Source organism: Gordonia sp. NPDC003425 (assembly GCF_053588635.1).
This window is the reverse complement of sequence record NZ_JBSFQI010000009.1, coordinates 68,761-89,242: the sequence shown is the minus strand read 5'-3', so window position 1 is coordinate 89,242 and position 20,482 is coordinate 68,761. Positions and strand designations below refer to the sequence as shown.

Genomic DNA, 20,482 nt, shown 5'->3' with positions numbered 1-20,482 from the left:
GAGGTCCCGTGCCCTTCGTGAATCCTGAGCGTGGCCCCGCCCCTGACGACAAGTCGGGCGCGGGGCCACACTCTTCCTCCGTGCCACCGGCGGCCCCCGTGGCCGCGACGGACCTCGCACGTACGCGCCGGCAACTCACCGACGCCTCCGGGAGTGGGCGTCTAGATGCCGCGGGACTGCGTCAGGTCCTGGTGGATCTCCACGAGTTCTGGCTGACCAGCAAGGGAGCCGAACTCGGCATTCGACCCGACAGTGGGCTCGCCATCGTCGCGGTGGGTGGTCTCGGTCGCGGTGAACTCCTGCCGTACTCCGACCTCGACCTCATCCTGCTGCACGACGACCTCCCGCCCGAACGTGTGTCGGAGGTGGCCGATGGCCTCTGGTATCCGTTGTGGGACGCCAACATCGCCCTCGATCACAGCGTGCGCACGGTGCCGCAGGCGCTGCAGGTCGCGGCCACCGACATCACCGCTGCCCTCGGTCTGCTCGAGGCCAGGCACATCGCCGGCGACGAGGACCTGTCGTCGCTGCTGATCGGCGGCATCCGCCAGCAGTGGCGCAACGACATCCGGCATCGGTTCGCGGAACTCGTCACCGGTGCGCAGGACCGGTGGCGTCGCGCCGGGGATATCGCGCACCGGGCCGAGCCCGACCTCAAGAACGGCCGCGGCGGTCTGCGCGACGTACAACTGTTGGGCGCGTTGGCAATTGCGCAACTCACCGACGGCATGGCCAGCCTGCGACCGGATTCACCCGGCGCGGGTCCACAGATCGCCTACGGTCGATTGCTGGATATCCGTACCGAACTGCATCGGATCGCCGGCCGGCCACGTGAACAGGTCCAGGCGCAGGATGCCGACGAGATCGGTGCCGCGCTGCGGATCGGTGACCGCTTCGACCTCGCCCGCGTGATCAGCGACGCCGCCCGCACCATCAGCTATTCCACCGACGTCGGCCTGCGCACCGCCGGAAACGCGCTGCCCCGACGCGGGCTCGCGCGCCTTCGCCGGTCACCCATCCGTCGACCCCTCGACGAGGGAGTGGTCGAGCACAACGGGGAGATCGTGTTGGCGCGCAACGCGATTCCGAGCAAGGATCCCGGTCTCATACTGCGCGTCGCCTCGGCGTCGGCGCGCACCGGCCTGCCGATCAGCGCCGCAACCCTCTCACGTCTGGCCGACTACGCACCCGAACTGCGTGAACCGTGGCCCGCGGAGGCGCTCAGCGACCTGCTGGTGCTACTCGGCGCGGGCCACCACATGATCGCCCCCATCGAGGCGCTCGACCGTACCGGCCTGTGGGGGCGCTTGTTGCCCGAGTGGGGCGCGGTGCGCGACCTCCCGCCCCGCGACGCCATCCACACCTGGACCGTGGACCGTCACATGGTGGAGGCGGCCGCCTACGCCAGCTCGATGACCACCCGGGTGTCGCGGCCCGACCTGCTCGTTCTCGGCGCGCTGATCCACGACCTCGGCAAGGGTCGCGGCGCCGACCACAGCATCGTCGGCGCCGACCTCGCGATCCAGGTGGGCAACCGATTCGGTCTGTGGCCCGACGATGTCGCGACGCTGTCGCAGATGGTGCGTCACCATTTGTTGCTGCCGACGGTCGCCACCCGGCGTGACCTCGACGATCCGGCCACGGCGCGCGAACTCGTCGAGACCCTGGGCCACGACCGGGTGCTGCTGGAGCTGCTCGCCACCCTCGCCGAGGCGGACTCGCTGGCCACCGGTCCCGGGGTGTGGGGGGAGTGGAAGGCGTCGCTGATCAGCGAGTTGGTGCGGCGCGCGATGCGGCTCATCGACGGCGGAGAGCTTGCCGTCCCGGACCCGCTGAGCCCCGAAGCGATCGACCTCGCCGAGACCGACCGGTTCGCGGTTCGGCTGACGCAGGGCGACGGGCCGCACACCTTCACCCTCGTCATGGTGGCACCCGACCGTCCCGGACTGCTGTCGAAGATGGCAGGCGTGGTCGCACTCAACGGATTGCGGTCACACTCGGCCACCGTGCAGAGCCACCTCGCCACCGACGGGGAAACCCGGGCGGTCAACACCTTCGTGGTGGTGCCCATGTTCGGTGATCCCCCCGAGTCGGGATTGATCCGTCAGCAGCTGATCGCGGCGGTGGAGGGAAAGATCGACGTGCTCGATCGCCTCGACACCCGCGAACGCAATTCCCCGATCCCGACCATCGGCACCGTCGCCACCACGCCGGGTTCGGATGCGTCGAACACTCCGGAAGACGCCGACCCCGACTTCGCCGGCACGGGGCAGACCCGCAATGCCGTACCGGCGCTGTTCGCGATCGCTCCGCCTCGGGTGCTGTGGGCCGAGGCACCCGGCGACGGGGATGTGCTCATGGAGTTGCGTACCGACGATCGTCTCGGCCTGCTCAGCCGGGTCAGCGCGGTGATCGAGCGGCACGGAGCCGACATCAGGTGGGCGAAGGTCACCACGCTCGGTGGCACCGTGGTGGACAGTTTCTGCCTGCGGTTGCCCGATGACACACCCGAGGCACGCACCCGGCTCGCCGACGACGTCATCGCGGTGTGTCCGCCCCCGCAGCCACGCAGCGACGATTCCGGCGACGGTCCGGGTCCGGCGAGTTTCGGCGGTACCGGACGTTCGGGTGTGCCGATCAGCTGACGGCCCGGATTGCCCACCGACCGGACGGGAGACCCCGGGCCGCGACGTGGGACACTGGGGGAATGTTCGATTCCCTCTCCGATCGGTTGACCGGTGCGCTGAAGGACCTGCGCGGTAAAGGACGCCTCTCCGACGCCGACATCGACCGCACCGCCCGTGAGATCCGCCTCGCGCTGCTCGAGGCCGACGTATCGCTGCCCGTCGTCCGCGCATTCATCTCGCGGGTCAAGGAGCGGGCGAAGGGCGCCGAGGTGTCGGGGGCGCTCAACCCGGCCCAGCAGGTCGTCAAGATCGTCAACGACGAACTCGTCGGGATTCTCGGCGGGGAGACCCGGCGTATCCGGTTCGCCAAGACCCCGCCGACGGTCATCATGCTCGCGGGTCTGCAGGGCGCCGGAAAGACGACGCTCGCGGGCAAGCTCGGACACTGGCTCAAGCAGCAGGGACACACCCCGTTGCTGGTTGCCTGCGACCTGCAGCGCCCCGGAGCCGTCACCCAGCTCCAGATCGTCGGTGAGCGGGCCGGTGTCCCGGTGTACGCACCCGACCCGGGCACCAGCATCGGGCAGACCGGTGAACTCGGCACCGTGAGCCACGGCGATCCGGTCGCAGTGGCCCGCAGCGGTGTGCAGCAGGCGCGCGATCAGCACTACGACGTTGTGGTGATCGACACCGCCGGCCGGTTGGGCATCGATGCCGAGCTGATGAGCCAGGCCGCCGACATCCGAGACGCGACCGCACCCGACGAGGTGCTCTTCGTCGTGGACGCCATGATCGGACAGGATGCGGTCACCACCGCAGAGGCCTTCGCCGAGGGCGTCGGATTCACCGGCGTGGTGCTGACCAAACTCGACGGTGATGCCCGCGGTGGTGCGGCGCTCTCGGTACGAGAGGTCACCGGTCAGCCCATCATGTTCGCGTCGTCGGGCGAGAAGCTCGAGGACTTCGACGTTTTCCACCCCGACCGCATGGCCAGTCGCATCCTCGGCATGGGCGATGTGCTCAGCCTCATCGAGCAGGCCGAGCAGCACTGGGACGCCCAGCAGGCCGAGGCTGCCGCGCAGAAGATCAGCCAGGGGGAGTTGACCCTCGAGGATTTCCTCGAGCAGATGCAGATGCTGCGGCGGATGGGCCCCATCGGCAACATCCTGGGCATGCTGCCCGGTGCCAACCAGATGAAGGACGCGCTCTCGCAGGTCGACGACAAACAACTCGACCGGGTGCAGGCCATCATCCGCGGTATGACCCCGGCCGAACGGGACAACCCGAAGATCATCAATGCCTCGCGGCGGCTGCGGATCGCCAACGGCTCGGGGGTGACGGTCAGCGAGGTCAACCAGCTCGTCGACCGGTTCTTCGAGGCCCGCAAGATGATGGCGCAGATGTCCGGACGGATGGGCATGGGCGGCGGCCGCAAGAACAACCGCAAGAAGGGCAAGGGCAAGAAGGGCAAGGGACGTGGTCCCACTCCGCCGAAGGTCCGGGGCGGATTCCCCGGCATGCCGGGCGGTTTCCCCGATCTGTCGGGTATGCCCGCGGGCCTCGACCAGCTGCCACCGGGCCTCGAGGGCATCGACGTCTCGCAGTTCCAGCAACCGAAGAAGAAGTAGCCGGCACCGGTGCCAGTCTCTTCGCGGCTCGAGCCGACCGATTCCGACGTGCGCCACTACCGCGGACGCGATCCGCTGACCGACGAATCCGTCGAGCTGTGGGTGGTGGGTGAACGGATCTCACGCGAACCGGTGGCCCATGCCACCACGGTGTGCGCTGACGGCTGGATCATTCCCGGATTGGTCGACGCCCACAATCATGTCGGCATCGCACCGGGTCTCGGCGTCGACATCGAGCGGGCGCGGCGATTCGCGCAGGCCGACGTGCGCGCCGGCGCCCTACTGATCCGCGAGGTCGGCTCGCCGCTGGACACCCATCCGCTCGACGCCGATCCCACCTGCCCCAAGTTCATCAGGGCGGGCAAACACATCGCACGGCCGAAACGCTACCTGCGCGATTACGGCGTCGACCTCACCGATCCCGACGAGTTGCCCGCGGAGGTGTCCCGCCAGGCTGCCGCCGGGGATGGCTGGGTGAAGATCGTCGGCGACTGGATCGATCGGGAGGTGGGAGATCTCGCGCCGCTGTGGACCCGAACCCAACTCGATGCCGCGGTCGCCGCAGCGCATCGCGCCGGCGCACGGATCACCGCGCACGTGTTCGGCGGTGACGCCCTCGATGACCTGATCGACGCCGGGGTCGACTGTATCGAGCACGGGACGGGACTGAGCCCCGACCACCTCGACGCCATGGCGTCGAGGTCGATCGCGTTGGTGCCCACGCTGATCCAGGTGGACAACTTTCCGGAGATCGCCGCCGGCGCCGATCGTTTCCCGACCTATGCCGCGCACATGCGCAAGCTCTACGACACCGCCGCGGACACCTTCGCCGCCGCCCGGGAGGCCGGCGTCGCGATCTTCGCGGGTACCGATGCGGGAGGGTTCGTCGCGCACGGTCGCATCGTCGATGAAGTGGAACGACTCGCGCAGATCGGATTCGGGATGAGCGGTGCGCTCGCAGCCGCCACGGTGGCGCCGCGACGATGGCTCGGCGCCGGACTGCTCGAGCATGGCGATCCGGCCGACTTCCTTGTCCTCGACGCCGACCCGCGGTGCGAACCCGCCACATTGCGCCGACCGCGTCACGTGGTGTGCTCGGGTCACCCGATCGAATGAGTGCCGCGTCACCCAAGGATGTGACCCACGCCACTTCCATGGGATTGGTCGCGCAAGTTACCCAGTAGTAAGGTGTCATTTGCGTTGCACTCGCATCTGCGGGTGGCGACTGGGAGTGACGGTCGGCGTGGGTTGCCTTTCGTGGGGTGGGGCAACCCATGCCGACCGAGCCCCGGCTCGCGGTTCAATGCCGGGGCCGATCGCCGCGGGATTTCCGTCGCGGCCCGCCCATCTGGCAGAATGGGCTGTCGGTTCGTCGGACCCGGTTACGTACCGACCGACGGTCACACCGAACAACGTCGCAAAACCGGGCCCACCATCTCTGGGTGGGCCGCCGAATTGCGCAGTGACCAATGGAAAGTTGAAGTACCTCATGGCTGTCAAGATCAAACTCACGCGGCTCGGCAAGATCCGCAACCCGCAGTACCGCATCGTCGTCGCCGACTCGCGCACCCGCCGCAACGGCCGGGTCATCGAGACCATCGGCAAGTACCACCCGAAGGAAGAGCCCAGCCTGATCGAGGTGGACTCCCACCGTGCCCAGTACTGGCTCGGTGTCGGCGCCCAGCCCACCGAACCGGTCGCGGCCATCCTGAAGGTCACCGGTGACTGGCAGAAGTTCAAGGGACTGCCCGGTGCCGAGGGCACCCTGAAGGCGCGCGAGCCCAAGCCGTCGAAGCTCGATCTGTTCAACGCGGCCCTGGTCGCCGCCGACAGCGAGCCGGTCGCCGAGGCGACCACCCCGAAGAAGAAGGCCACCAAGAAGGCCGACGCACCCGCCGAGGCCACCCCGGTCGTCGACGAAGCGCCGGCCGAGCCCGAGTCGAAGGCGGTCGCCGAGGCGGTCGCCGAGGACCAGGCGTGAGCGCAGTCGTCGCCGACGCCGTCGAACACCTCGTCCGCGGGATCGTCGCCAACCCCGACGACGTGCGAGTGGAGCTGATCACCGGCCGTCGCGGGGGCCTCGTCGAGGTGCACGTCAACCCCGAGGATCTCGGCAAGGTGATCGGCCGCAACGGCCGCACCGCCACCGCACTGCGCACCCTCGTCGCCGGTATCGGCGGCCGGGGCATGCGCGTGGACATCGTCGACACCGACCGCTGAGCCACACTCCCACGATGGATCTCGTGGTAGGACGTGTCGCGAAATCGCACGGCGTGCGCGGCGAGATGGTCGTCGACGTCCGTACCGACGAACCGGCGCAACGCTTCGCGGTGGGTACCGTGCTGCGTGCCCGTGCGCCGCGCGGCGACGACGCCGACCGATCCTTCACCGTGACAGCCGCCCGGAATCACTCCGGGCGGCTGTTGCTGTCTCTGGCCGAGGTGTCCGACCGCGCGGCTGCCGACGCCCTGCGCGGCACCCTGTTCGTGATCGACAGCGACAGCGTGGACTCGGGTGGCAATCCCGACGAGTTCTACGACCACGAGCTCGAGGGGCTCGAGGTGCGCACGGTTGGCGGCGACCCGGTGGGCCGGGTGTCGTCGGTGCTGCATCTGCCCGCCCACGACGTGCTGGCCGTGCGCACCGAGGAGGGGCGCGAGGTGCTGGTCCCGTTCGTGCGTGAGATCGTGCCGACGGTGGGCGCCGACGGCATCGTCATCGATCCGCCTGCCGGACTGCTCGACGAGCAGACGCAATGACGGCATCGGCAGATGCGGCGGGACCGATGCGCATCGACGTCGTGTCCATCTTTCCCGAGTACCTCGAACCTCTGCGAATTGCCTTGCTGGGCAAGGCTATCGACAAGGGTGCCATCGAACTGTCGGTACACGACCTGCGTGACTGGACCCACGACGTGCACCGCGCCGTCGACGACTCGCCGTACGGCGGGGGACCGGGCATGGTGATGAAACCGCAGGTGTGGGGACCCTGCCTCGACGACGTCTGTGACGAGCAGACCCTGCTGGTGGTGCCCTCGCCCGCCGGGGTGCCGTTTCGGCAGGCAACTGCGCAACGCTGGAGTACCGAACGCCACCTCGTCTTCGCCTGCGGACGGTACGAGGGCATCGATCAGCGGGTCTTCGACGACGCCGCCCGCCGGATGCGGGTCGAAGAGGTGTCCCTCGGCGACTTCGTTCTCATCGGCGGTGAGGCCGCGGCCATGGCGATGATCGAGGCCACCGTCCGCCTGATCCCCGGCGTGCTGGGCAATCCGCGCTCCCACCAAGAGGATTCATTCTCCGACGGACTGCTGGAGGGCCCGAGCTACACGCGGCCCGAGCAGTGGCGGGGCCTGCGGGTGCCCTCGGTGCTGCTCAGCGGCGACCACGCGCGGATCGCGGCCTGGCGTCATGACGAGGCGGTCGCACGCACTCGAGCCCGACGTCCCGATCTGTTGGGGGAGGAGACCGACCGATCTCCGGGGTGTTGATGAGTGAGTTCCGGCCGCCGCCGCACCGGATATGATCTTGTCCACTTCGGGGAGGGAGCGACGCAGGTATGGATCGCTGGACACGGATGCTCGACGACCTCCGCCGGCAACGCGCCGAACTCACGCGGGTCAACGCCGAACTGGCCCGTCTCACCGCCACCGCGACGAGCGCCGACCGCTTGATCTCGGTGACCGTCAATGCGCGCGGACTGCTCATCGATCTCACGGTGACTCCGGCCGCCGTGCGCCGCTACCGCGCCGACACGTTGTCGGAGACCATCACCGGCCTCGTCGCCGAGGCGGACGCGGGCCTGCGTGAACGTCGTGACCGGCTGCGAGAGGACATCGGGCACCTCGGCCCGCAGATCGCCGACATCCACCCGACCGATCGCTCGCGCACCGAAAAGGTGCGCCGGGATGCGTGAGGAACGCCCGGCGACCGGGCCCGCGATGGAGATGAACCTGCACGACACCACCGAGCTGCTGCGCGGCCTGACCACCGCGGAGGACCGCCTCACCGATGTCGCCGACGAGGTGGCACAACTGCTCGCCACGGCCGACGCCGCGCTCGGCGACGGGCCGGCTGCCGCGGCGTTCCGCGCCGGGTTCGGTGTCACGGCCGCCGGCTGCCTGCGTGGTGTGGATGATGCCGCGCAACTGCTGGGGCAGCACTCGGCCCGCATACGCCGGGCGTCGACGTCGATCTGCGACGCCGACGAGCGTTCGGCGCTCGATTTCGGGGGCGATGATGACCGCTGAGCGTGCCCGCATCCCGACCCCGCCGACGCTTGCGGTCCCCGACGAGCTGAGCCGTCTGGTCCGGACGCTGGCGCCCGATGTGTGGCCCACCGCCGATGTCGGATCGCTGCTCGACTGCGCGCACGGGTTGCGTGCGCGGGCATCGGAACTGGGTGCAATAGCCGCCGACATCGTCACCGCCCACCACGGCGTCGAGGGGGCCGGGCGATTTCACGACGAGATGGTCACGGCCGGAAGTCATCTCGGTTCCGACGCCGGTGCCGTGCGTGCGGCGGCCATTCGGCTCGCGGCAGCTGCTGACGCGCTCGAGACGTACGCGGCTGCGAGTACCGCCGCGCACAACGAGATGTCGGTGATCACCGCGATCGCCGACCGCGACCGACTCGTGGGTGAGGTGTCGGCGGCGCTGGGCGACGACTCTGCCGCCGTGATGGCGGCGAGCACCGGTCGCTATGCACTCAGCGCAGCCGGCGACGGATACGTCGAGCAGGCGCGCGACGCCGGGCGTCCCGGCGAACATCACTCCGACGACCCGCAGGGTCAGGCGGCCACCAGCGGCTACATGCCGATGGGAGCCATGGGCGGACTGGGCGCGATGGGCGGCGCCGCACTCGGTGGCGCGCTGGGGTCGGGGGCCCGCGGGACAATCGGCACGGGGGCCGGTGGCGCCGGGACCGTCGACCCGCGGCACCTCGTCGCGCGCGCCATCGCGCTGCACGCATCGTTGCCCACTCCGGTCCGCGACTGGCTGCGGGTGGCGGTGGGCGTGGGCGAGAAGGTCGGGGGTGACCGGCAGATCGTGGTCGCCACGAGCGATCCCCAGCCCTATCAGCGGCCCGGGTTCGCCATCGGCGCACACGAAGGCCTCACCGCCGACGGACAGGAACCCGAACTCGCGGTGGTGGCCCATTTCGAAGCGTCGGCGGTGGCGACGCTGGCGATCGGCGCGTCGACGCCGATGCCACCGCATGTGCGGTCGGTGTTGGCCGCCGACGGTATCGACGCCGACGCACCCCATCCGGCGCGCGCCTGACCTGGCTGCATCCGCGCCCCGCAATTATCCTGATCACATGCACCACTGGCTCTCGCACCGAGCCTCGGAGTGGATGACCAACGACATCATCGATCGCGGGCGACTGCCGTTGCTGGTGTTCTTCTGCGGACTCATCATCGGATTCGTCGGCATCCGTGTCAGCGTGCGCCTGATCCGGGCACGTGTGCGGTGGTGGTTCTCGAATGTGACCACCGGTGACGTCCACATCCACCACATGGTGTTCGGCGTGCTGCTCACCCTGCTGTCGGGGCTGGGACTCATCGCGGTGTCGGTCACCGGTGACCAGGCCGTGTTGTCGGTGTTGGCCGGACTGTTCGGTGTCGGCGCGGCACTCGTCCTCGACGAGTTCGCGCTGATCTTCTACCTACGCGACGTGTACTGGAGTCGCGAAGGGCGGACCTCGGTGGACGCGGTGTTCATCGCGATCGCGGCCACCGGCATGCTCGTGATGGGGTTTCGGCCCCTCGACCTCTACTTCGATGCGGTCAGTGACGTACGGGGGCATTCTCCACTGGTGATCGACCTGCTCTCCGGTGCGCTCAACCTGGCGCTCGCGCTGATCGTGATGCTCAAGGGCAAGGTGTGGACGGGTCTGATCGGCATCTTCGCCTGGCCGCTGCTGGTGGTCGGCGTGCTCCGGTTGGCCAGGCCCGATTCGCCGTGGGCGCGCTGGCGCTACACGTCCAATCCGCGCAAGATGGAACGCGCGTTGCTCCGGGAAAGACGCCTGCGTCGGCCCTTCGTGCGCACTCTCGTGTTCGTGCAGGACCTCGTCGCTGGACGGCCGGAAAGCCTCCCGCATGTGCGCGCCGCCACCGAGGATCGCCTCGACCAGATGGTGCACCCGGCGCCGCCGCCACCAGCGATTTCGCCGCGCCGGGGTCTGTCTGGCACAATAGTGGGGTTGCCTGGCGACGGCGCCGCATTGGCGCCCACGCACGACGGCACACACAACGACTCGGAGCATGAACCGGTCGAACCCCACGCCTGAGCTGTCGGGACATCCCTGGCGGCCTGGTTGCGGGGCCGCCAGGTTCCTCTGTTCACGTTAACCAGACAAGGACCACCACCATGAACACCCTCGACTTCCTCGACAAGCAGTCGCTGCGCGACGACATCCCCGACTTCGGCCCCGGCGACACCCTCGACGTTCACGTCAAGGTGATCGAGGGCTCCAAGGAGCGTGTCCAGGTGTTCAAGGGTGTTGTCATCCGCCGCCAGGGCGGTGGCATCCGCGAGACCTTCACGGTGCGCAAGGTGTCCTTCGGCGTCGGCGTGGAGCGCACCTTCCCGGTGCACAGCCCCACCATCGCCAAGATCGACGTGATCACCCGCGGTGACGTCCGTCGCGCCAAGCTGTACTACCTGCGCGACCTGCGCGGCAAGGCGGCCAAGATCAAGGAAAAGCGCTGACGCGTCTAATCTGACGACGTGGCACCCGACAACCCCGGCGACGAATCCGAGACCGCGGATCGGTCCGACACCCCAGACCGGTCCGACACCACGAACGACGCGGAGACCGGGTCGAGCGATCGACCGTGGCGGAGCAAGGACGACGAACCCGAGAGAAAACGCGGTTCGCTGCTGCGGGAAACCGTCATCATCCTCGCCTGCGTCCTGCTGGTCACGTGGATTCTGCAGACCTTCATCGCCCGGCAGTACGTCATCCCGTCGGAGTCGATGGAACCCACCCTGATCGGCTGTCAGGGCTGCACCAACGACCGCATCGTCATCGACAAACTCGCGTATCGCTTCGGTGATCCACAGCCCGGCGACGTCGTCGTTTTCAAGGCGCCCACCTCGTCGTGGGACGGCGACTGGCAGTCCCCACGCTCGGACAATCCCGCGATCCGCTCCCTGCAGAACGGGCTCTCGTGGTTCGGTTTCGCGCCGCCCGATGAGAACGATCTGGTCAAGCGTGTGATCGCGACCGGCGGTCAGACCGTGGAGTGCCGCAACTCCGAGGGTGTCGGCGTGAAGGTCGACGGCAAGCCCCTGCACGAGCCGTACATCGACAAGTCGCTGCAGGCCCGCGATGTCGCGGACGGCGAGTCGGCATCTCCCGACGGTCAGGTGACGAGCTGCTACGGCGAGGATTTCGGCCCCATCAAGGTGCCCGACGGCAACGTCTGGGTGATGGGGGACAACCGTGAGTACTCTGCGGATTCCCGCTATCACGTGGGCGACGAGTATCAGGGCACGGTGCCGGTCAGCGACATCCGCGGTCGGGTGCTGTGGGTGATCTATCCGTTCTCCCGGATCGGCGGTGTCGGCTCGGTCAACCCGCAACGGTGACGGGACGGCTCGGATGAGTCAGGCTCGGAAGAGTCGGTCTGGGTCGAGTCCGTCTGGGACGACTCGGACGTCTCGATGGCCACCGCGGTTCCCGGTGCGGCGCGCGGCAAGTCTGCGCACCTATGAATTCGCGCTCGACCGCAGCGGACTGGGACCTGTCGCCGGTGTCGACGAGGCGGGCAGGGGCGCATGTGCGGGCCCCCTCGTGGTGGCCGCCTGCGTCCTCAAACCCACCCAACTCGTGTCGCTCGCCGATCTCGATGACTCCAAACGTCTGTCCGAACAGACCAGGGAGACCTTGTATCGGGCGATCACCAAGTACGCGCTGAGCTGGTCGGTGGTGATCATCGAGGCAGCCGAGATCGACCGGATCGGCATCCACGTCGCCAATATCGAGGGCATGCGGCGTGCCGTCGCACGCCTCGACATGACGCCCGGCTACGTGCTGTCCGACGGATTCGTCGTGCCGGGGCTCACCGTGCCCTCGCTGCCAGTGATCGGCGGCGACGGATCGGCGGCCTGTATCGCCGCGGCCAGCATCCTCGCGAAGGTCACCCGCGACCGCATCATGGTGGCCATGGACGCCGAGCTGCCCGGGTACGATTTCGCGATTCACAAGGGGTACAGCACCGCGCACCACATGACGTGCATCGACGCGCACGGACCGTCCTCCCAACACCGCATGTCGTACCGCAACGTCGCTTCCCGGCGCCGTGACGGCGCACCCACCAGCACAAACCTGACCGCGATAGGCTTACCGAATGAGCGCTGAAGATCTCGAGAAGTACGAAACCGAGATGGAGTTGTCCCTGTACCGCGAATACAAGGACATCGTCGGCCAGTTCACCTATGTGGTGGAGACCGAGCGGCGCTTCTATCTGGCGAACGCGGTGGAGATGGTGCCCCGCAACACCGACGGCGAAGTCTATTTCGAACTCCGGATGAGCGACGCCTGGGTGTGGGACATGTACCGGCCGGCCCGGTTCGTCAAGCAGGTGCGGGTGATCACCTTCAAGGACGTCAACATCGAGGAACTCGAGAAGCCCGAACTGCGGCTACCCGACGAGCCGTAGGCCGTTCGTCCGAACCCGGTCCGCGGTGGGCGGTGCCGGCCGTACACTCCCGACGGTGACCACTCCCGAACCTGTGCAGACGCTGCAGGAGTTGCTGCGCCTGCGCGCCGACTCCGACCGGCCCGCCGTGATCACCGCCGACCGTGAACTCTCGTGGCGCGCGTATGTCGAGGAGGCGTCGCGCTGGGCGTCGGCGCTGCTCTCGTCGGCCGACGATGTTCGCCGTGTGCATGTCGGGGTGATGTTGGGCAACACCGCCGACATGCTCGTCGCCATGGCCGCGGCCGCGCTCGGCGGATTCGTGCTGTGCGGGATCAACACGACGCGGCGCGGCAGCGCGCTGGCCCGTGACATCACGCTCGCCGACGTCACGATTCTGCTCGTCAACGCCGAGGGACGCGGGCTGCTCGACGGACTCGACCTGCCCGGGGTGTCGGTGATCGATGTCGACGACCCCGAAACCGGTTGGCGTGAAACGTGTATCGGCGCACCGCCGTTGACACCGCGGTGCGAGGTGAGTCCCACCGACACCTTCATGCTGATCTTCACCTCCGGCACCAGCGGCGACCCGAAGGCCGTCCGGGTGGCGCACATGATGCCCTTGATGGGAGCGCAGGTGATCGCCGGCAAGCTCGGTGTCACCGCCGACGACGTGTGCTACCTGTCGATGCCGCTGTTCCATTCGAATGCGGTGGCCGCCGGTTGGGCGGTTGCCGCGGTCGCCGGCGCGGCAATGGTGCCGGCCGCGTTCTCCGCGTCCCGATTCATCGACGACGTACGCCGCTTCGGCATCACCTACATGAACTACGTCGGCAAACCGCTGGCCTATATCCTCGCCACCGAACGGCGACCCGACGACGCCGACAATTCGCTGCGTGTCGCGTTCGGCAACGAGGCATCCGACCGGGACATCGCCGAGTTCGCCGAGCGCTTCGGGGTGTTCGTGCTCGACGCGTTCGGGTCCACCGAGAATGCCATCGTGGTGCGCCGGGAACCCGGCACGCCACCCGGATCGATCGGCCTCGGACTGCCCGGAGTGGCCGTCTACCATGCGGAGACGATGACCGAATGTGCGCCCGCCGTCTTCGATTCCCATGGGGCGCTGAGCAATCCCGAGGATGCGATCGGCGAGTTGGTCAACACCCACGGTGCGGGTGTGTTCGCAGGCTACTACAACGACGACGCGGCGACCGCCGAGCGGATGCACGACGGGATGTACTGGTCGGGCGATCTGGCCTACCGCGACACCGACGGGTGGATCTATCTGGCCGGACGCACCGCCGACTGGATGCGCATCGACGGTGAGAACATCGCCGCAGGCCCGGTGGAGCGAGTCCTGATGCGTCATCCCGCGGTGAGCCGGGTCGCGGTCTACGCCGTGCCCGACCGGCGGGTCGGCGACGCGATGGTCGCCGCTCTGGTGCCGCGCGACCCCGGTGGGCTCGATCCGGCCGGCTTCGCCGAATTCCTTGCCGACCAGGAGGATCTGTCGACCAAGGCGTGGCCGAAATGGGTTCGGGTGGAATCGGATCTGCCGACCACCGCCACCAACAAGATCCTCAAACGGGAGCTCGCCGCGGACGGCCTGCGCAGCGCGTCGCAGCTGTGGGAACGCGCCGATCGTGGTCGCAGCTACACACGGCGCGCCGACGGTGCCGTGAGCTCAGGGTCGGTGTCCGCGCCCGGCTGATTGCTCCACAGACAGTGGTGGGTCCACAGCAGCGGCGTTGACGGCGGACTGAGCGGGCCTCATCGGTGGCTCGATCGGTCATCGTGGGGGCATGAGAAGCAAGCCATCACAGCAGAACCGTCGGGCGCACATCGCGAAGCTAGGTGAGGACCTGGCCGCGGAGTTCGTGCGTGGCCTGGGATGGTCGGTGCTGGAACGCAATTGGCGGTGCCGCTACGGGGAGCTGGATCTGATCGCGGCGGTACCTCCGGCGCCGACGTCGGGCGAGCCGCTGCTGGTGGTGGTCGAGGTGAAGACCCGCGCCAGCCATACGTATTCCGATCCGGTGGCCGCGGTCACGCCCGACAAGCTCTCGCGGATGCGTCGGCTGGCCCGGCTGTGGCTGGCCTCGCAGGACACGTTCTGGCCCGCGATCCGGTTCGATGTGGTGTCGGTGCAACTCGATACGAAGTATCCCGATCGCGTCGAGTTCGCCGCGGTGCGTCATCACGTCGGCGTGTTCGAGTAGGCGGTCATCGATGTCGTTGGGGAAGGCGCAGTCGGTGGGGCTCAACGCGTTCGAGGCCAAGGTGATCGAGGTGCAGGCGAGCCTGGGTCAGGGTCTACCGGGATTCGCGATCTCGGGCAGTGTCGATTCGTCGCTGCGGGAGGCGCGGGAACGGGTGCGGGCAGCGATTTCCAACTCGGGCAAGACCTTTCCGGATAAGAGGGTCACCGTGAACATGGCGCCGGCGCAGTTGCCCAAGAGTGGTTCGGGGCACGATCTGGCCCTCGCGGTGTCGGTGCTGGCGGCAATGGGTGAGGTGGAGACGGCGAAGCTGCCGGCGACGGTGTTCATGGGCGAGTTGGCCCTCGACGGCCGGTTGCGGCCGGTGCGTGGCGTGTTGCCCGCGCTGATCGAGGCACGCCGGGCGGGCTTCGCTCGGGCGGTGGTACCCATCGAGTCGGTGGGCGAGGCGTCGCTGGTCACCGACCTCGATGTCGGCGGTGCCCACACTCTGGGCGAGGTGATGAGCTGGCTGGCCGGCCACGCGGTGCTCGACACGGTGTGCGACGCCGACAACACCGTCGCCGACCCGGTTGCCGACATGGCCGACGTCGTCGGCCAGACCGAGGCCCGGCACGCACTCGAGATCGCTGCTGCCGGAGCACATCACGTGTTCATGACCGGCCCACCGGGCATCGGCAAGACGATGCTCGCCCGACGGCTGCCCGGCATCCTCCCGCCGCTGACCGATGAGGAGTCGTTGGAGGTCACCGCGATCCACTCGATCGCCGGGCGCCTGCAGCCGGGGACTCCGTTGGTCACCGCGCCGCCTTTCGTCGCGCCGCACCACAGCACGTCGACCACCGCGCTGCTCGGCGGCGGCACCGGGATGGCCCGCCCGGGCGCGGTGTCGCTGGCCCACCGCGGCGTCTTGTTCCTCGACGAGTGCGCCGAGATGGGGCCCAAGGTGCTCGACGGACTGCGTCAGCCGCTCGAAGAGGGCGAGGTACGGGTGAGCAGGCGCGACGGGGTGGCCCGGTACCCGGCCAGGTTCCAACTCGTCCTGGCCGCCAACCCGTGTGCCTGTGCGCCCGCCCACGACGTCGACTGCCGGTGCACCGCCATCGAGCGACGCCGCTATCTCGGCAAGCTGTCGGGACCACTGATGGACCGTGTGGATCTGCGTATCGCGATGGAACCGCCGGGAAACGCCGCGTTGATGACGCCGTCGGAGGAATCGAGTGCGGACATCGGTTTGCGGGTTGCCGCCGCCCGCGCCGCCGCGATGGCGCGATGGCGTGACCACGGCTGGCATACGAACGCGGAGGTGCCGGGACCTGCTCTGCGGCAACGCTTCCGGCTCGCTCCGCAGGCGCTGCGGCCGGTCGAGATCTATCTGCGTGAGGGTCGGGTGACTGCGCGCGGGGCAGATCGGGCGCTGCGGGTCGCCTGGACGATCAACGACCTGCACGGGGGCACGAGCCCCACCGAAGCCGAGGTGGCGCAAGCGCTGCTGTACCGAGATCGGGGGAGATATCGATGAATACGCTGTCGGACGGCTCAAGGGAGTCGACGGTCGACGACGGTGACCGGCGGGCGTGGGCATACCTGGCCGCGGTGGCCGAGCCGCCGTGCGAGCCGCTGCGCGACCTCGTCACGGCGATCGGGCCGCGGGCCGCTGCCGCTGCGGTGCGCGCCCGGCAGGTGCCCGCCGGTCACGAGTCGGTTCTCGAGCTGACCGCGGCACGCGCTGGAACCGACACCGCCGCAGCCGATCTGGAGACTGCCGACCGTCTCGGTGCGCGCCTGGTGACACCCGACGACGCCGAGTGGCCCGGTTGGTCGCTGTTGTCGCTGTCGCAGGCCGAGACAGCGGCACGCGAGGGAGAGCCCTTGGCCCTGTGGGTTCGTGGTCCGGCACGTCTCGATGACATCGGAGCGGCATCGATCGCACTGGTCGGCTCCCGTGCGGCGTCCTCCTACGGCGAACACGTCGCCGCCCGGTTCGCCGCCGAGTTGTGCACCGGGGGATGGGCTGTCATCTCCGGGGGCGCCTACGGGATAGACGGCGCCGCACACCGCTCGGCGCTCGCCGCGCAGGGCTCCACGCTCGCGGTGATGGCGTGTGGGATCGATCGCGACTACCCGGCGGGCCACGCTCGCCTGTTGGCCGAGATCGCCGAAAGGGGTGCGGTGGTCAGCGAATACGCGCCCGGCACCACCGCGGCCAAGCACCGATTCCTCACTCGCAACAGGCTCGTCGCGGCGCTCTCCTCGGCGGTGATCGTGGTGGAGGCCGGCCGTCGGTCGGGCGCCGCGAACACCGCGGCATGGGCCCGTCGGCTCGGTAGGCCGGTCGGTGCGGTCCCCGGATCGATCACCTCGGCCACCTCGGTGGGGTGCCACCGGCTGATCGCCGACGACCTGGCCGTGCTCGTCGCGAGTAGCGAGGCCGTGATCTCGCTCGCCGTACCCGACGGCGGCGGTGACCCCGGCCGGGGACCCGATCGTGTGACCGACGCCCTCACCGAACGCCAGCAGCGCGTCCACGACGCCATCCCCGGCCGCGGTAGCGCGACCATCGGCGAGATCGCCTACTCGGCGGCACTCGAGGTTCCCGAGGTGCGTGCCGAACTGGCAGCGATGGAGATCGAAGGTCTCGTCGTCGGCGACGCAGCGGGCTGGCGGCTCAGCAGGCGGACATGACCACGAGAGGATCAGAACACCTTCCGGTGTCCGTTCGCACCTCGAACGAGCCGGTTCATTAGGTGACCCTAATTCGCGGGCGTATGCTCGTGGCGAAGGAGGTTTCATGGCCAGACGCGTGAATTCGATGAGGGTGCTGCGGCGAGAGCAGATCACGCCGCACATGGTGCGGCTCTACCTCGGCGGGGAGGGATTCGACGACTTCGCCGCCGCCCTGCCGCCGGCGGCCGACCGCGACACCGACATGTACGTCAAGATCATCTTCATGCCCGACGGTGCCGATGTCCCCGAGGACTTCGACCCGCGGGCATCGCGTTCGCTTCCCCCCGAGCAGCAGCCGGTCCTGCGGACCTACACCGTCCGCCGGATCGACACCGACGCTTCAGAACTCGCCATCGACTTCGTCGTGCACGGCGACGAGGGCCTGGCCGGTCCGTGGGCGGCGTCCGTCGAACCCGGCACTCCGGTGTCGTTCCTCGGTCCGGGCAGCGGATACCGCCCGGCGTCCGGCGTGCCGTGGCATCTGCTCGCCGCGGATGAGGCCGGTCTGCCGGCCCTGGCGGCCGCGGTCGAGGCCCTGCCCGCCGACGCGGTGGCGAAGGTGTTCATCGAGGTCGCGGGCCCCGAAGACGAGGTGCCGCTGCAGGCGCCCGCGGGTGCCGACATCACCTGGGTGCATCGCGGCGGGCCGGCGGGCGAGGTCGGCGACGACCGCGCCGGCGACAACGCCCCGATCATCGCCGCGGTCCGTGGCGCCGACTGGCTCGACGGTGAACCCCAAGTCTTCATCCACGGTGAGGCGCAGGCGGTCATGCACAATCTGCGCGCCTACGTCCGCAAGGAACGGGGCGTGAGTGCGGCCAACGCATCCATCTCGGGCTACTGGCGTCGCGGCCGCACCGAGGAGGGCTTCCGACAGTGGAAGGCCGACCTGCGGGCCGCTGAGGAAGGCGCGGGCGTCGCCGGCTGAGCATGTCGTGACGGCGGAATCGGTTCGGGGACGATCCGGCAACGGCGGGCGTGTGCGGTTGCACTGTCGCCCAGCGTCGATTGTGCTCGGGACATGAGTCCGACGGTCCTCGACGACTTCGCGGTGTACTTGCGTCACGAACGCGGTCGCAGCGAGCACACCATCCGCGCCTACGCGGGTGACGTGCGTGGACTGATCGCCTTCGCCGGTGCGCGTGGCCGTCGCGTCGACGAACTCGATCTGCCGTTGCTGCGTGCCTGGCTCGCCGAACACACCCGACGCGGCGCAGCCCGCACCACGATCGCTCGGCAGGTGTCGTCGGTGAAGACCTTCTGCGCCTGGGCCACCCGAGAGGGCGTATTGGCCGCAGATCCCGCCGCCCGGTTGCAGGCTCCTAAGGCCCACCGCACGCTGCCGCCCGTTCTCGACCCCGGCGAGGCGGCCGCGGCGATCGACGCCGCGGTACGTCTTCGACAGCCCGGGACCGGCGGGGCCGAGGAATCGGGGGCAGTACCCCCCAGCGCGGACCCACTGGTCCTGCGCGACGTGGTGATCCTGGAACTGTTGTACGCCACCGGAATTCGTGTGGGTGAGCTCTGTGGTCTCGACATGGCCGATCTCGACGGCGCACGCCGGGTGGTGCGGGTGATCGGCAAGGGTGACAAGGAACGTGCGGTGCCCTACGGCGCGCCGGCCGCCGCCGCGGTCGACGACTGGCTGCGGCGCGGTCGCCCGGCGCTGGCGACGGCCCGGTCGGGCGACGCGCTGCTGCTCGGCGCACGGGGCGGACGGCTCGATCAGCGTATGGCCCGCACGGTGGTCCACCGCGCGGTGGAGGCCGCGGGCGGCCCGTCCATGGGGCCCCACGGTTTACGTCACAGCGCGGCCACCCACCTGCTCGAGGGCGGTGCCGACCTGCGGGTGGTGCAAGAGTTTCTCGGGCACTCCTCCCTGGCCACCACGCAGATCTACACCCACGTCAGTGTCGAACGACTCCGTGCCGTACACCGGCAGGCACATCCGCGCGCCTGATCCGCGCGGTCGCATCCGCTCAACATCACACCTCGTGCCCCTCAACCGCCGAGCGGCTTGAGCCGCACCCGGACCGCACCGAGCAGCCCCAGCGGATCGGTGTAGGCGGCGGCATGGCCGGAACCGCGCCGGGCGCCCCAGTGCAGACATGCCGCCACCGGACATCCCGGATGCCCGGCCAGCACCGTACCGATCCGATCGCCCCTCATCACGCGGGCGCCCACCTGCACACTCGCGCGGACCGGCTCGTAGCTGGTGATCAGACCGTTCGGATGCATCACCGACACCGACGGCTTGCCGCCCACCACACCGGCGAACCGGATCACCCCATCTCCGGCGGCCAGCACCTCGGTACCGGGAGCGGCCGCGAAATCGACCCCGCGGTGCCCGGAGAGCCACCGTTGCTCGGGTGGGTCGTAAGCGCGCACAACGGTCGGTCTCGGTGGCAACGGTGCGGAGAAGTCGGGCGAACGCGCACTCACCGCCGAGGGCACCACCCACAGCAACAAGGCGGCGACCAGCAACTCACCCAGAGTGATCAGCATCCACCGGCGGCCGTCGAATCCGGCGTCGTCTTCGCTCACCGTCCTTGGACGCAGCGACGAGCCTTTCGGCTCCGCACACTCTCGCCGACCATTCGCGCACGACAAGGAGCGTTTTGGTTCCCACCG

The 20,482-nt window shown here is 69.0% G+C and carries 22 protein-coding genes; 21 read left to right on the top strand and 1 reads right to left on the bottom strand.

All coding sequences use genetic code 11. The annotated features are described in order from the left end of the window. The first annotated feature begins 8 nt into the window (after window positions 1–8). The 21 genes from ACWDTD_RS12840 (at window position 9) to ACWDTD_RS12740 (ending at window position 19,811) form a co-directional block, all read left to right on the top strand. A complete protein-coding gene (locus tag ACWDTD_RS12840) occupies window positions 9–2,645 on the top strand; it encodes a [protein-PII] uridylyltransferase (RefSeq protein WP_449747485.1) in 2,637 nt (878 codons plus the stop codon). Window positions 2,646–2,707: 62 nt separating this feature from the next. Beyond that, entirely contained in the window at window positions 2,708–4,255 is a 1,548-nt protein-coding gene (gene ffh, locus ACWDTD_RS12835) for a signal recognition particle protein (RefSeq protein WP_449747484.1), read from the top strand. A 9-nt stretch (window positions 4,256–4,264) separates the two neighbouring features. Beyond that, window positions 4,265–5,371: an amidohydrolase family protein gene (locus tag ACWDTD_RS12830; protein WP_449747483.1), complete on the top strand. Its 1,107-nt coding sequence runs from the start codon at window positions 4,265–4,267 to the stop codon at window positions 5,369–5,371. A 373-nt stretch (window positions 5,372–5,744) separates the two neighbouring features. Further along, entirely contained in the window at window positions 5,745–6,236 is a 492-nt protein-coding gene (rpsP, locus tag ACWDTD_RS12825; protein ID WP_449747482.1) for a 30S ribosomal protein S16, read from the top strand. Then, entirely contained in the window at window positions 6,233–6,475 is a 243-nt protein-coding gene (locus tag ACWDTD_RS12820; protein ID WP_449747481.1) for an RNA-binding protein, read from the top strand. Before rpsP ends, ACWDTD_RS12820 begins: the two co-directional genes overlap by 4 nt. A gap of 14 nt (window positions 6,476–6,489) precedes the next feature. Beyond that, on the top strand, window positions 6,490–7,014 hold the full coding sequence (gene rimM / locus ACWDTD_RS12815) for a ribosome maturation factor RimM (protein ID WP_449747480.1): 525 nt from the start codon (window positions 6,490–6,492) through the stop codon (window positions 7,012–7,014). Between the two features lie 26 nt (window positions 7,015–7,040). Beyond that, window positions 7,041–7,745, top strand: a complete 705-nt coding sequence (trmD, locus tag ACWDTD_RS12810; protein ID WP_449747567.1) for a tRNA (guanosine(37)-N1)-methyltransferase TrmD — start codon at window positions 7,041–7,043, stop codon at window positions 7,743–7,745. A 68-nt stretch (window positions 7,746–7,813) separates the two neighbouring features. Continuing rightward, window positions 7,814–8,170, top strand: a complete 357-nt coding sequence (locus tag ACWDTD_RS12805; RefSeq protein WP_449747479.1) for a YbaB/EbfC family nucleoid-associated protein — start codon at window positions 7,814–7,816, stop codon at window positions 8,168–8,170. Then, window positions 8,163–8,504 (top strand): hypothetical protein, encoded by a 342-nt coding sequence (locus ACWDTD_RS12800; protein WP_449747478.1) that lies wholly within the window; start codon window positions 8,163–8,165, stop codon window positions 8,502–8,504. The genes ACWDTD_RS12805 and ACWDTD_RS12800 overlap by 8 nt, the downstream gene beginning before the upstream one ends. Continuing rightward, window positions 8,494–9,537, top strand: a complete 1,044-nt coding sequence (locus ACWDTD_RS12795) for a hypothetical protein (protein ID WP_449747477.1) — start codon at window positions 8,494–8,496, stop codon at window positions 9,535–9,537. The genes ACWDTD_RS12800 and ACWDTD_RS12795 overlap by 11 nt, the downstream gene beginning before the upstream one ends. A gap of 37 nt (window positions 9,538–9,574) precedes the next feature. After that, window positions 9,575–10,549: a hypothetical protein gene (locus ACWDTD_RS12790; protein ID WP_449747476.1), complete on the top strand. Its 975-nt coding sequence runs from the start codon at window positions 9,575–9,577 to the stop codon at window positions 10,547–10,549. 80 nt (window positions 10,550–10,629) lie between these two features. Continuing rightward, window positions 10,630–10,971, top strand: coding sequence for a 50S ribosomal protein L19 (rplS, locus tag ACWDTD_RS12785; protein ID WP_449747475.1), 342 nt, complete (start codon window positions 10,630–10,632; stop codon window positions 10,969–10,971). An 18-nt stretch (window positions 10,972–10,989) separates the two neighbouring features. Further along, window positions 10,990–11,853, top strand: a complete 864-nt coding sequence (lepB, locus tag ACWDTD_RS12780) for a signal peptidase I (RefSeq protein WP_449747474.1) — start codon at window positions 10,990–10,992, stop codon at window positions 11,851–11,853. A 13-nt stretch (window positions 11,854–11,866) separates the two neighbouring features. Then, window positions 11,867–12,625 carry a ribonuclease HII gene (locus ACWDTD_RS12775; protein WP_449747473.1) on the top strand — a complete coding sequence of 253 codons (759 nt, stop codon included), beginning with the start codon at window positions 11,867–11,869 and terminating at the stop codon, window positions 12,623–12,625. Beyond that, on the top strand, window positions 12,615–12,926 hold the full coding sequence (locus tag ACWDTD_RS12770; RefSeq protein ID WP_005176689.1) for a DUF2469 domain-containing protein: 312 nt from the start codon (window positions 12,615–12,617) through the stop codon (window positions 12,924–12,926). Before ACWDTD_RS12775 ends, ACWDTD_RS12770 begins: the two co-directional genes overlap by 11 nt. 55 nt (window positions 12,927–12,981) lie before the next feature. Further along, window positions 12,982–14,616 (top strand): fatty-acid--CoA ligase FadD1, encoded by a 1,635-nt coding sequence (fadD1, locus tag ACWDTD_RS12765; RefSeq protein ID WP_449747472.1) that lies wholly within the window; start codon window positions 12,982–12,984, stop codon window positions 14,614–14,616. Between the two features lie 91 nt (window positions 14,617–14,707). After that, window positions 14,708–15,124, top strand: coding sequence for a YraN family protein (locus tag ACWDTD_RS12760; RefSeq protein ID WP_449747471.1), 417 nt, complete (start codon window positions 14,708–14,710; stop codon window positions 15,122–15,124). A 10-nt stretch (window positions 15,125–15,134) separates the two neighbouring features. Next, window positions 15,135–16,646 (top strand): YifB family Mg chelatase-like AAA ATPase, encoded by a 1,512-nt coding sequence (locus ACWDTD_RS12755; RefSeq protein ID WP_449747470.1) that lies wholly within the window; start codon window positions 15,135–15,137, stop codon window positions 16,644–16,646. Continuing rightward, entirely contained in the window at window positions 16,643–17,809 is a 1,167-nt protein-coding gene (gene dprA, locus ACWDTD_RS12750) for a DNA-processing protein DprA (RefSeq protein WP_449747469.1), read from the top strand. The genes ACWDTD_RS12755 and dprA overlap by 4 nt, the downstream gene beginning before the upstream one ends. A gap of 106 nt (window positions 17,810–17,915) precedes the next feature. Then, a complete protein-coding gene (locus ACWDTD_RS12745) occupies window positions 17,916–18,779 on the top strand; it encodes a siderophore-interacting protein (protein WP_449747468.1) in 864 nt (287 codons plus the stop codon). A gap of 93 nt (window positions 18,780–18,872) precedes the next feature. Further along, window positions 18,873–19,811 carry a tyrosine recombinase XerC gene (locus tag ACWDTD_RS12740; protein ID WP_449747467.1) on the top strand — a complete coding sequence of 313 codons (939 nt, stop codon included), beginning with the start codon at window positions 18,873–18,875 and terminating at the stop codon, window positions 19,809–19,811. A 41-nt stretch (window positions 19,812–19,852) separates the two neighbouring features. On the opposite strand, the gene ACWDTD_RS12735 is transcribed toward ACWDTD_RS12740, so the two are convergent. After that, a complete protein-coding gene (locus ACWDTD_RS12735; protein WP_449747566.1) occupies window positions 19,853–20,356 on the bottom strand; it encodes a M23 family metallopeptidase in 504 nt (167 codons plus the stop codon). Between the last annotated feature and the right edge of the window lie 126 nt (window positions 20,357–20,482).